Source organism: Brevundimonas sp. EU05-FHT14B07 (genome assembly GCF_058790795.1).
In genome coordinates this window covers 596,228-608,696 of sequence record NZ_JBYTCZ010000002.1, presented here as the reverse complement: position 1 = coordinate 608,696, position 12,469 = coordinate 596,228, and the positions used below count along the sequence as shown (strand labels likewise).

At 67.2% G+C, this 12,469-nt stretch carries 10 protein-coding genes; 7 read left to right on the top strand and 3 right to left on the bottom strand.

From position 1 onward, the window contains the following. The 3 genes from lysA (at position 1) to AC3WRC_RS07100 (ending at position 3,049) form a co-directional block, all read left to right on the top strand. Positions 1–1,275 (top strand): diaminopimelate decarboxylase, encoded by a 1,275-nt coding sequence (gene lysA, locus AC3WRC_RS07110; protein ID WP_492303373.1) that lies wholly within the window; start codon positions 1–3, stop codon positions 1,273–1,275. A 49-nt stretch (positions 1,276–1,324) separates the two neighbouring features. Then, the gene (locus AC3WRC_RS07105; protein WP_492303372.1) at positions 1,325–1,981 is read left to right on the top strand and encodes a hypothetical protein; all 657 of its coding nucleotides are present in this window, start codon (positions 1,325–1,327) and stop codon (positions 1,979–1,981) included. Between the two features lie 78 nt (positions 1,982–2,059). Beyond that, the gene (locus AC3WRC_RS07100; RefSeq protein WP_492303371.1) at positions 2,060–3,049 is read left to right on the top strand and encodes a cation diffusion facilitator family transporter; all 990 of its coding nucleotides are present in this window, start codon (positions 2,060–2,062) and stop codon (positions 3,047–3,049) included. A 4-nt stretch (positions 3,050–3,053) separates the two neighbouring features. Here the strand turns inward: AC3WRC_RS07100 and AC3WRC_RS07095 are convergent, their stop codons facing one another. Further along, positions 3,054–3,911, bottom strand: a complete 858-nt coding sequence (locus AC3WRC_RS07095; RefSeq protein WP_055754324.1) for a glutamate racemase — start codon at positions 3,909–3,911, stop codon at positions 3,054–3,056. A 129-nt stretch (positions 3,912–4,040) separates the two neighbouring features. Between AC3WRC_RS07095 and AC3WRC_RS07090 the strand changes: the two genes are divergently transcribed. Then, the gene (locus AC3WRC_RS07090) at positions 4,041–6,233 is read left to right on the top strand and encodes a M3 family metallopeptidase (protein WP_492303370.1); all 2,193 of its coding nucleotides are present in this window, start codon (positions 4,041–4,043) and stop codon (positions 6,231–6,233) included. Between the two features lie 138 nt (positions 6,234–6,371). Beyond that, positions 6,372–7,337, top strand: a complete 966-nt coding sequence (locus tag AC3WRC_RS07085; RefSeq protein WP_492303369.1) for a magnesium and cobalt transport protein CorA — start codon at positions 6,372–6,374, stop codon at positions 7,335–7,337. Here AC3WRC_RS07085 and ppc read toward each other — a convergent pair whose 3' ends face one another. Then, the gene (gene ppc / locus AC3WRC_RS07080; RefSeq protein WP_492303368.1) at positions 7,338–10,037 is read right to left on the bottom strand and encodes a phosphoenolpyruvate carboxylase; all 2,700 of its coding nucleotides are present in this window, start codon (positions 10,035–10,037) and stop codon (positions 7,338–7,340) included. A gap of 202 nt (positions 10,038–10,239) precedes the next feature. Between ppc and AC3WRC_RS07075 the strand changes: the two genes are divergently transcribed. Next, positions 10,240–11,430 (top strand): divergent polysaccharide deacetylase family protein, encoded by a 1,191-nt coding sequence (locus tag AC3WRC_RS07075; protein WP_055754328.1) that lies wholly within the window; start codon positions 10,240–10,242, stop codon positions 11,428–11,430. Beyond that, positions 11,430–11,906: an RNA pyrophosphohydrolase gene (locus AC3WRC_RS07070; protein ID WP_492303367.1), complete on the top strand. Its 477-nt coding sequence runs from the start codon at positions 11,430–11,432 to the stop codon at positions 11,904–11,906. Before AC3WRC_RS07075 ends, AC3WRC_RS07070 begins: the two co-directional genes overlap by 1 nt. A 48-nt stretch (positions 11,907–11,954) precedes the next feature. Here AC3WRC_RS07070 and AC3WRC_RS07065 read toward each other — a convergent pair whose 3' ends face one another. Continuing rightward, entirely contained in the window at positions 11,955–12,434 is a 480-nt protein-coding gene (locus AC3WRC_RS07065; protein WP_492303366.1) for an Hsp20 family protein, read from the bottom strand. Between the last annotated feature and the right edge of the window lie 35 nt (positions 12,435–12,469).

The following is a 12,469-nucleotide window of genomic DNA, read 5'->3' as shown; positions in this document are numbered from 1 at the left end:
TTGCACCATTTCGACCTGAAGGACGGCGCCCTCCATGCCGAGGGCGTGCCGCTGGAGCTGATCGCGGACGAGGTCGGCACACCGGCCTATGTCTATTCGACCGCGACCCTGAAGCGGCATTACGGCCTGCTGCGCGCCGCCGCCGACGCGCATCGGGACGCTCTGGGCGAGGCTCTGATCGCCTTTGCGGTCAAGGCCAACTCCAACCTTTCGGTGTTGGCGACCCTGGCGAAACTGGGGTCCGGCGCGGACACCGTCTCCGAGGGCGAAATCCGCCGCGCCTTGGCCGCCGGCGTGCCGTCCGACCGGATCATCTTCTCCGGCGTCGGCAAGACCGATGTGGAAATGGCCTTCGCCATCAGCGTCGGCGTGCGTCAGATCAACGTCGAATCCGGCGCCGAGCTGGATCGGCTGATCGCCGTTGCAGCCATGATGGATGCGTCGCCGGCCATCGCCGTCCGGGTCAATCCGAACGTGGGCGCGGGCGGCCACGCAAAGATCACCACGGGCGGCAAGGGCGACAAGTTCGGCGTGCCGGTCGAGGAGGCGATGGACCTCTATGCCCGCGCCTCGGCCTCGCCCCATGTCACGCCCGTCGGACTGGCCTGTCATATCGGCAGCCAGATCACTGACCTTGAGCCGCTGAAGGCCGCCTTCGAGGTCTTGGCGGACATGACGCGCAAACTGCGGGCGCAGGGTCATGCCGTGACCCGCCTGGATCTGGGGGGCGGGCTGGGCGTGCCGTATTCCGGTGGGACCGAGCCGCCGTCGCCGGCTGAGTATGTCGCCATGGCCGCGCGGGTTCTGAACGGGCTGGACGTCGAGGCGGCGTTCGAGCCGGGCCGTCTGCTGGCCGCCAACGCCGGGGTGTTGCTCAGCCAGGTGATCCAGGTCAACGAACGCTCGGACGGACGGCGCTTTCTGGTGCTGGACGCGGCGATGAACGACCTGATGCGGCCGGCGCTGTACGACGCCTTCCACGACATCCAGCCGGTCAATCCGCGCGGGGGCGCGGCGACGTCTTATGACGTAGTCGGGCCGGTGTGCGAGACGGGCGACACCTTCGCGCGTGACCGCGCGCTGCCGCCGCTGGAGGCCGAGGACCTGATCGTCTTCACCGGCGCGGGGGCTTACGGCGCGGTGATGTCCAGCGAATACAACAGCCGGCCCCTGATTCCCGAGGTGCTGGTGGATGGCGATCAGTGGGCCGTGATCCGGCCACGTCCGACGTATGAAGAGATGCTGGACCGCGAGCCGTTCGCCGATTGGCTTTGATCGCCGATTCTTCTCGACCGTTATAAAGTAACACGCTATAGGGCCGGTCATGTCCCCCGGTCCCGAACAGTCCGTCATGCTTTCCCTGCTGGGCGGCGGCTTTGTTGCGGCCTTCCTGCATGCGGCCCTGCCGACCCACTGGCTGCCGTTCACCCTGGTTGGGCGGGCGCAAGGCTGGCGACCGTCGCGGATCCTGATGGCGGTGATGGCGGCGGGTCTGGCCCATATCGCCACGACGGCGGTGGTCGGTGGTCTGATCGTGGCGGCGGGTCTGGCGCTGGATCAGTGGGTTGAGGGCGTGCTGCCCCACCTGGCGGCGGTGCTGCTGTTCCTGTTCGGCGCCTTTTATCTGGCGCGCGCGACCCTGAAGCGCCCGGCGATGGCCGGTGGTCCCGCGGTCGAGACACCCGAGCCGGCCGTGTCCGACAAGGCCGCCTTCCTCGGTCTGGTCGCCATGATGGCGGTCTCGCCGGGCGAAGTGCTGCTGCCCATCTATCTGTCTTCGGCCTCGGCGGGTCTTGGCGCCCTGGCGCTGCTGACGGTGGTGTTCGCGGCGGGGACCATCGCCGGCATGGCGGTCTTCACGGCCTTGGCCAGCGCCGGCGCCTCGATCCTGCGGCTGGAGCGATGGGCGCGATATGAGGGGGCGGTGCTTGGCGTGGCCCTGATCGCTCTCGGCCTCGTTGTCGCCATGCATCAACACTGACGGGATATTACATGATAACATTCAATGTGTTATCATGTATCGGCTTGGCTGTTTCCGCAGAGGGCGTATAGGCGAGCCATGAACGCCGCGCACGACCACAGCCCCAGCCACCGGCATGACCACGATCATGCGGATCACGGCCATGGGCATTCTCACAGTCACCACGGACACAACCACGGCCACGGCGGTCATAGCCACGGCCCAGTGGACACCGGCGACTGGCGCTATGCCGTCGGCCTGGTGGTCAATCTGCTGTTCGTGGCGTGCGAGTTCGGCGCGGGGCTGATCGCGGATTCTACCGCCCTGTTGGCCGACGCCGGGCATAATCTGTCGGACGTGCTGGGCCTGGCCATGGCGGGCGGTGCAGCTTGGCTGGCGCGATGCGGCGCACATGGGGCGGCGGGCGGTCGGCGGACCTATGGGTTCGGCAAGGCGACGGTGCTGGCGGCGCTGGGCAATGCGCTGCTGCTGATCTTCGCCTGCGGGGCCATCGCCTTCGAGGCCGTGCGGCGATTCAACGAGCCTGCGCCTGTCGGCTCGGGCGTCATCATGGCGGTCGCCGGCATCGGCTTCGTCATCAACCTGGGCACCGCGCTGCTGTTCATGAAGTCGCAGCACGATCTGAATGCGCGCGGCGCCTATCTGCACATGATGGCCGACGCCGGGGTGTCGCTGGGCGTGGTGCTGGCCGGCGGGCTGATCATGATGACCGGCTGGTCGGTCATCGATCCGCTGGTCAGCCTGGCGATCGTGGTTGTGATCCTGTGGTCGACCTGGGGCCTGCTGAAGGACTCGGTCAATCTGGCTATGGACGGCGCCCCGACGGGCGTGGACGTGCCGGCTTTGGAACAGGCGCTGGTCGGCTTGCCGGGCGTACGAGCCGTGCATGATCTGCACGTCTGGGGACTGTCGACGACCGAGACGGCCCTGACCGCCCACCTGGTCCACGACCGCGCCGACACGGCGGCCCTGATCTGCGAGGCCCAGGCCGTGGCGAAGCGCTACGCCATCAGCCATACGACCTTGCAGCTGGAGACCGAGCCCCTGCCGGATTGCCCGGGCTGCTGAGCCCTCAGGCCTGTTCGAACGTCACCGGCGCGCCCCAGAACTGGGAGACCAGTTCCGACTGCGGCCCGGCCTGGCCGGTGGTCAGGAAGTCGCGACGTCCGCTGTCGCCCAGATCGTATTCGGGGTGCGCCTTGAAATAGCGCTCCAGCGCATCCGCCACCGCCGTCGGCTGTTCAATCAGAACGGTGCCGGCCGGCAGGGCCTGGGCGAACAGTTCGGCGACGATCTCATAGTGGGTGCAGCCCAGGATGGCCTTGTCCGGGTGGCGGCCGATGCGGCGACGCAGCGCATCGACGTGGTCGTCGATCACCACCTTCAGCTCCTCCGGCGGCGCACCCAGCTCGATCAGACCCGCCAGGCCGGGGCAGGGCTCGGAAAAGACGGCGATGTCCTCGCGCCGCTTGTCGATCTCGATCTCATAAACGCGGCTGATGGCCGTGGCGGCGGTGCAGAAGACGCCGGTGATGTCGATGGAGGCGACCTTTTCGCCTTCCTGCGGGCGCTCGGCCTCGAAGCTCCAGGGCTTGCCGGTCGCCGCCTCGATGGTCGGGACGATGATGCCCAGGATGTTGACCGGGCGGCCAAGACGCTCGCGCAGACCCGGCAGCCAGGTCTGTTGCAGGCGGCGAAGCGCAATGGCGCTGGCGGTGTTGCAGGCCAGGACGACGACGGAGGCGCCGGCGTCGAACAGCCGCTCGCAGCCGATTTTCGTCAGTTCGACGATGTCCTCGCCGCCTCGCCCGCCATAGGGGGCGTGAGCCTGGTCGGCCAGATAGACGAAGTCCCGCTGGGGGAAGCGTCGGGTCAGTTCGCGGTGGACGGTCAGGCCGCCCACGCCGGAGTCGAAAACGCCAATAGCCATGGCCCGGCTTTAGAACAGTGCGACGACGTATCCAACCTGATTGGCGACAAGTTTATCCCCGCGTCAGGTGACGGGGCCGATCCGTGCGCCTAAGTGTATCGCAACCATGATCTTGTTTCGGAGCATTCCATGCATAGACGCCAGCTTCTCATCGCGGGCGGCAGCCTGATGGCCCTGTCGGCCTGCGCCACCACCATGACCGGAGAGCCGGGCGCACCGGGCGCTCCGGGAACGAGCGGCGTCAGCCTGGCCGAGGAAGCGCGCATCGCCCGCGCCGTCCTGCCCAGCCAGACGCCGCGCGCCGAGCTGCTGCAGGCCTGGACCGGGAAGTATGATGGCGTTCCGCCCTTCGACAAGGTGACGCCGGCCAAGCTGCGCGAAGCCATGCTGGAAGGCATCGAACTGCAACGCGCCGACATCGCCGCCATCGCCAACAACCCCGAGGCCCCGACGTTCGCCAACACCATGGCGGCGCTGGAGCTGGCCGGCGAGCCGCTGGACCGGGCGTCCAACGTCTATGGCGTGATGACCTCCAACATCGGCGGCGAAGCCTATGACGCGGTCGACACCGAGCTGTCGCCGCTGCTGTCGGCTGCTTCGGACGAGATCACCTTCAACGAGAAGCTGTTCCAACGGGTCAAGACCGTCGCCGACACCGCGGACGCGGCGGGCCTCAGCGCTCAGCAGAAGCGTCTGGCCGAGCGTCGCCGCGACGCCTTCATCCGTTCGGGCGCCAATCTGGACGCGGCCGGCAAGGCCGAACTAGGCCGGATCAACACCGCCCTGTCCAACGCTTTCACCCGCTTCGGCCAGAAGGTCGTCGCCGATGAGAATTCCTGGACGCTGATCCCCAACGAGTCCGGCGTGCGAGGCCTGCCGGACTCCAACAAGGCCGCCGCCGCCAGCGCCGCGCGCAGCCGCAATCTGCAAGGCTGGGCGATCCTGAACACGCGTTCGGCGGTCGATCCCTTCCTGACCTTCGCCGACGACCGGGCCCTGCGCGAGCAGGTCTGGAAGAAGTTCGTCAATCGCGGCGACAACGGCGACGCCAACGACACCAACTCGACCATCGCCGAGATCGTGAAGCTGCGCGATCAGCGCGCCAAGCTCTTGGGTTATCGCAATCACGCCGAACTGCGCATGCAGGACACGATGGCCAAGACCCCGGCCAATGCTCAGGCCCTGATGGACCGCGTCTGGGCGCCGGCCAAGGCCCGCGTCGCCGAGGAGGTCGCCGACATGAAGGCGATCGCCGGCTTCGACATCGAGCCGTGGGACTATCTCTACTTCGCCGAGAAGGTGCGTAAGGCCAAGTACGACCTGGATCAGAACCAGCTGAAGCCCTACTTCGAGCTGAACGCGGTCCGCGCCGGCTCCTTCGCCATGGCCGAGCGCCTTTACGGCTTCCAGTTCAAGAAGCTGCCCAAGGGATCGGTGCCGACCTTCGAGCCCGACGTCGAGGCCTATGAGGTCTACGACAAGAGCCGCGACGGCCGCCTGATCGGTCTGTACTACACCGACGATTACGCCCGCCCGGGCAAGCGTTCGGGCGCCTGGATGACCACCTATCGGTCGTTCTCGCAGCTGGACGGCTCCAAGGTCATCCTGGCCTCGAACAACAATAACTTCACCAAGCCGGAGCCGGGCGAGCCTGTCCTGATCTCGCTGGACGACGCCGAGACCCTGTTCCACGAGTTCGGCCACGCCCTGCACTATCTGTCGTCGGTGGTGACCTATCCGTCGTACGGCAATACGCCGCGCGACTTCGTGGAATATCCGTCGCAGGTGCACGAGCACTGGGTGCTGAGCCGCCCGATCCTGGACGGCTATCTGAAGCACTATCAGACGGGCGCGGCCATGCCGGCCGAACTGGTCAATAAGATCGAGGCCGCCGCCACCTTCAACCAGGGCTATGCGACGGTCAGCTATCTGTCCTCGGCCATCGTCGACATGGACCTGCACACCCAGGCCGTGCCGCCAACCGATATCGACGCGTTCGAAAAGGCCAGCCTGGCGCGGATCGGCATGCCTAAGGAGATCGTGATGCGGCACCGCCTGCCGCAGTTCAATCACCTGTTCACGTCGGACGCCTATTCGGCGGGCTACTACAGCTATCTGTGGTCCGAGACGATGGACGCCGACACCTGGGCCTATTTCGAAGAGTCGGGCGACGTGTTCAATCCGGACATCGCCGGCCGCTTCAAGTCGATCATGCTGGCCCCCGGCAACACCACCGATCGCGCCGAAGCCTATCGCGCCTTCCGCGGTCGCGACCCGGACGTGGCGGCCCTGCTGAAGGTCCGGGGCTTCCCGGTCTCCTGATCGAGGGCGCTACCGCGCTGCGCGCTGCTTGAGCGCGTTCGTGAACTTGACGGCCGGCGGAGCGATCCGCCGGCCGTTTCGTTTGGCGGAAACCTGGCCTAGAGCAGGTCGAGACCCGCGCAGATCCCGGAACCCCGCATGACCGTCGTCGCCTCCTACGTCTATCGCGACGGTCAGCGCGTGCGAGAGGCGCCGCTGACGCCCGAGGGGCTGGCGTTGAAGCCCGGTGAGTTCGTATGGATCGGCCTTTACGATCCCACGGACACCGAGATCGAGATTCTGGTCGATCGCTTCAAACTGCATCCGCTGGCGGTCGAGGACGCCCTGGCGGCGCACCAGATGCCCAAGGTCGAGGTCTATGGCCGTGAACTGTTCGTGGTGGCGCGCACGGCGATGAAGATCGATGACCGGCTGGCCTATGGCGAAACGCACGTCTTCGTCGGCGACGACCATGTGGTCAGCATCCGTCACGGCTCGGCCCGCGCCCACAACCATTTGCGCACACAGCTGGAAGCCTCGCCCCTGCAGCTCAAGAAGGGTCCCGATTTCGTCCTGCACGGCATTCTGGACTTCATCGTCGACGCCTATGCCCCCATCGTCGACGATGTCGAGGACAGCGTTCTGGAGATGGAGCAGCGGACCCTGGACGCTTTTCTGTCACGCCTGGAAATTCGCCGGCTGTTCACCTTGCGCCGCGAACTATTGAAGTTCCGTCGCATTTTGGGGCCGATGGAAGAGGTCCTGGGACGGCTCCAGTCTCTGGACCTGCCCTGCATCGATCCGGACGTGCGGCCCTATTTCCGCGACGTGGGGGACCATGTGCGGCGGGTGAACAGCCGGCTGGGCGGCTTGAACGACATCCTGTCGTCGGTCTTCGAGGTCGCCAACCTGCTGGAGCAGCAACGTCAGGGCCTGATCACGCGCAAGCTCGCCGCCTGGGCCGCCATTTTGGCCGTGCCGACCGCCATCGCAGGCATCTACGGCATGAACTTCGAGCACATGCCCGAACTGCGCTGGGAATACGGATACTATGCGGTCCTGGGCGTGATCGTGGCCATCTGCGCGGCGCTGTATGTGACGTTCAAGCGGACGAAGTGGCTGTAGTCAGCCGCTGTTTCGCAAGCCCGCCGCTACGCCGTTGATGGCCAGAAGGATGCCCTCGCGGACGCGGGGGTCGTCGTCGCCTGCGCGGCGGCGCCGGATCAGTTCGATCTGGACGTGGTTCAGCGGCTCGACATAGGGCATGCGCAGCCGGATCAGCCGGTCCAGTTCGGGCTGGCCGCCCAGCAGGGCGTCATGGTCGGTGATGGCCAGGATGGCGTCATGGGTGCGCTGCCACTCCTCGCGGATTTCGCCATAGATGCGCGAGGCCAGCGACGCATCGGGGACCAGGGTGGCGTAGCGGCGGGCGATGGTCATGTCGGACTTGGCCATCACCATCTCCATGTTCTGGACCAAGGTCTTGAAGAAGGGCCAAGCCTCGGCCATCGCCTTCAGCTCGCCCATGTCCTTGCCCTGCACCGCCGAGCCGAAGCCGAACCAGCCGGGCAGCATGACCCGGCTCTGCGACCAGCTGAACACCCAGGGAATGGCCCGCAGATCCTCGATCCGGGTCGAGGCGGTGCGCGACGACGGGCGCGAGCCGATCTTCAGATCGGCGATCTCGGCTATGGGGGTGGCGGCGCGGTAGTAGTCGACGAAGCCGTCGGTCTCATAGACCAGCTTGCGATAGGCGGCCATTGATCGCGCCGACAGGTCCGACAGGGTCGCGCCATGTTCGGCGGTGAAGGCGTGATCCGTCCCCTTGCCCAGCGAGGCCAGCATGGCGCCGCAGGTCAGGGCGTCCAGATTGCGAAGCGCGATCTCCGGCTCGCCGTATTTGTTGGCGATGACCTCGCCTTGTTCGGTGGTGCGGATGCGGCCCTGGACCGTGCCTTCGGGTTGGGCCAGGACGCCAGCGAAGGACGAGCCGCCGCCACGCCCGACCGTGCCGCCGCGTCCATGGAACAGTTGCAGCTTCAGCCCATGCTTGTGCGTCACCTCGACCAGGGCGCGCGAGGCCTCGTGCAACTCCCATCCCGAGGTCAGGTAGGAGCCGTCTTTGTTGGAGTCCGAATAGCCGATCATCACCTCCTGCACCCCGCGCGCCTTGGCGACGGCGAGGGCCGACGGCTCCTGCAACAGCCGCTCCAGGGTGGGGCGCGCGGCGCGAAGGTCTTCGATGGTCTCGAACAGAGGCGCGGCCTGGATAGGACAGGCGGCGGGGTCTTCGGGTCGGTAGAGACCGACCTCCTTGAGCAGCAGATAGACTTCCAGCAGGTCGGAAGCCGCATCCGTCTTGGACACGATATGGGTGCGGATCGCCTGGGCGCCGAAGGCGGCGAGCGCGGTCGCCGCCGCCTGAAGGATGGCGCGTTCCTTCAGCGTTTCCGGCTCATAGTCGGCATAGGGGCTGAACAGCAGGCGCGACGAGGCCAGTTCGGCGCCCAGCACCTGCAGCCGGCCTTCTTCGTCCAGCGCCAGATAGTCGGACTGGACGCCTGCGACCTTCAGCAGGTCGGCGACGACGCGCTCGTGGACGTCGGCGTTCTGGCGCATGTCCAGTGTCGCCATATGGAAGCCGAACACCTCGACCGCCGTGATCAGATCGCTGAGCCGGTCGTCGGCGAAGACGCCGCCGTGGTGCGACACCAGGCTGTCGTGAAGCGTCTTCAGATCGGCCTCGAAGGCGTCGGGGCCGGGATAAGGTTCAGCCTGGACCGCGGGGCGACGGGGCGTTGGAGCGTCGCCCAGCTTCTCGTGCGTGGCGGCGAGGCGGGCATAGACGCCGGTCAGGGCGCGGCGATAGGGCTCGTCCGCGCGGTGGGGCGACGGATCATGGGCGGCGTCGGCCAGGGCCTGAAGCGCGGGCGACACCTGGGCCAGTTCGGCCGCGAGGCTGAGTTCGGCGCCCAAGGCGTGGACCTCGTCCAGATAGAAGGTCAGCACGGCCCGCGCCTGGGTGCGGAAGGCGGCGGCCATCACTGTGGCGTCCACGTTCGGATTGCCGTCGCGGTCGCCGCCGACCCAGGTGCCGACGCGCATGAAGGGCTTCAGCTCGGGCGCCTCCAGCAGCCGCCGCCAAGCCGACAACTGCTTGGGCGCCACGTGCAGGAAGATGCGGTCCAGGAAGGAGACTACGGTGTCGATCTCGTCCTGCACCACCAGGCCCTGGGTGCGGACCAAGCGCGTGGCCCACAGGATGACGATCTGGCGGCGCAGCGGTTCTGCGATGGTGTCGAGGGTGCAGGCGTCGCCGGCCTTGTCGCAGGCGTCCAGCAGGTCGGTGATGGCGGCGATGCGGTCGATGACGCTCTTGCGCCGGACCTCCGACGGGTGGGCGGTTAGGACGGGCGAAATCAGCGACTGATCCAGCAGAGCGCGCACGGCCTCGCGGCCCACGCCCTGATCGGCCAGACGCTTCAGCGCGCCTTCCGGCGTATCGGGCCGGGCGCCGGCTACGGCCTGGCTCTGGGCGCGACGACGGGTCGAACGGTCCTCGGCGATATTGGCCAGCAGCGAGAACAAGGCGAAGCCATGCGCCAGCCCGGCCGCCTGATCCACCGACATGGCGGTCAACAGCTTCTCCAGACGCTTGGCGGGGTGCGAGGCCGGGTCGCGGTGATAGGCGATCGAAGCCTGTCGCACCGCCTCGACATGGTCGAACAGGGCCTGACCGCCCTCGTCGCGGATGATGTCGCCCAGAATGCCGCCGAGCAGTCGGACCTCGTCACGCAGGGCGTCGTCGGCGGCGGGGCTCATCATCTCAAATATCCTGGGACGGCTTGGGGTCGGCGCGGGGAGGTCGGCATCTGGAAGGGCGAAGTCGCCCGCGTCAACGCACGATCCGTGACAGCCGCTCCCAGAAATCACCGCGTCGATCATGGTGAACCGCCCGTTAGGGTTTCTTAACCGACGGCGCGCGATGATGCGGGCGTAGGATTCCAGATCGGTTCCACTCTTGCCCATGTTCGCCAAACGCCAATCCGCACTCGCCGCCACCGCCGGGACCGCCCCGCGCGCCAAGGACGGCCCGAGCCTGAAACCTGTCGTCGACGCCCTGAAGAAGCCGCCGGTCGCGGCCGGTCTGGCAGGCTTGCTGCTGCTCAGCACCAGCGCCCTATTTTTGACGGTGCTGGGTGATCCCAAGGCGGGAACACCCTCGGCCCATGTCGCGCTGGAACGCGAGGCGGCCGCAGCGCCAGCGCCGGCGCCGACGGGCTTCGAAGCCTTCTCCATGGGCGCGATGGGGCTTTATCAAAATCTGGCGGGCGGCGCTGATCCGGCCGCAGGCGGCGACGCCGTCATCACCCTGCCGGACGGCGGCAGCGTCTCGGGTCAGGGCGCACCCATCACGGCGCCGGTCCACGCCGCCTCTCCGTTGGCCAAGGCCCCCATCGCCGGCCTGTCGCAGCCCGGATCCAACGGTCCCCTGCCGATGATCGCGCCCGACGGCCGCGTGCCGGCCCAGGCCTATGCTCGCCCGTTCCGTCCGAACGGCAAGCCGCGCGTGTCGCTGATCGTCGGCGGGCTGGGCCTGAACGCCGTCACCACCCGCGCGGCGATCGAACGCCTGCCGCCGGAGGTCACGCTCAGCTTCGTGCCCTATGCCGACAATCTGCAGGGCTGGATCGACCAGGCGCGCGCGCAGGGCCATGAGGTCATGCTGGAAATGCCGATGGAGCCGACCGGCTATCCCGACAACGACCCCGGCCCCTATACGCTGCTGGCCGACGGCGGCGCCGATGACGTGACCGCCAAGATGGACTGGCTGCTGAGCCGCGCCACCGGCTATTTCGGCGTGACCAACTATCTGGGCGACCGGTTCGCCGGGTCGGACACCGGCATGAACGCCTTCCTGAGCGTCCTGCGCCAGCGCGGCGTCGCCTTCCTCGACGACGGCTCGTTCCAGCGTCGACCGGGCGCCTGGGCGCGGGCCAGCGCGGATCGCGTCATCGACCGGACCCAGTCGCCCGCCGCCATCGTCGCCGCCCTGAATGGTCTGGAGGCCCAGGCCAAGCTGCGGGGCTCGGCCCTGGGGGCCGGTTTCAGCTATCCGGTGACGGTCGAGGCCGCCGCCCGCTGGACCGCCGGTCTGGAACAGCGCGGCCTGCAACTGGCGCCGGCCTCGTCCATGTCGATGCGGCCGGGGCGCTAGTGTCCGGTCTCGACGCCTACCGCCCCAATGTCGGGGTCGTGCTGTTCAATCGCGAGGGCCTGGTCTGGTACGGCCAGCGGCACGCCACGCCCGGTCCGCATAACTGGCAGTTCCCGCAGGGCGGCGTCGATGCGGGCGAGGATCTGGAGGCCGCCGCCCGCCGCGAACTGCACGAGGAGACCGGCGTCACCTCGATCGAACTGCTGGCGCGGACGGACGACTGGATCCTGTACGACTTCCCGCCCGAAGCCATGAACAACGCCAAGGCCTGGCGCGGTTTCAAGGGTCAGAAGCAGCAGTGGTTCGCCTTCCGCTTCACCGGCGACGAGGCCGAGATCAATCTGGCGGCCGACGACGAGGTCGAGTTCGACGCCTGGCGCTGGGGGCCGCTGTCGGACGCCTGCGACCTGATCGTGCCGTTCAAACGCCCGGCCTATGAACAGGTCGTCGCCGCCTTTTCGCACTTGGCGGCATAAAAAAGGGCGGCGCGAACGCCGCCCTTTCATAGTTCGCCGTGAAACGGCTTAGGCCGCTTCAGCCTTGTTCTCGGCCTGGCCTTCGATCAGCGGCTGGCCGGCGCCGATCTCGATACGGCGGGGCTTCAGCGCCTCGGGCAGTTCGCGCTTCAGCGAGATCGACAGCAGACCGTTGACCAGATTGGCGTCGTTGACGACGACATAGTCGGCTAGCTGGAAGCGGCGCTCGAAATCGCGCTCGGCCAAGCCGCGATGCAGATAGGTCTTCTGCGTCGCCGTATCGTCATTGGCGGTCTTGCGGCCGGTTACGGTGAGCAGGTTTTCCTTCACCTCGATGTTCAGCTCGTCGGGGCTGAAGCCAGCGACGGCGATCTCGATGCGATAGGCGTTCTCGCCCGTGGTCTCGATGTTGTAGGGGGGATAACCCGTGTCCTGGCTGGTCGCGCGCGAGGCGTTTTCCAGCAGATTGGCCAGACGGTCGAAGCCGACGGCCGAACGGTACAGCGGGGTGAAATCATAGGTACGCATCAGCATCCTCCTGAGGATCAGCAAGGTTGAGCCGC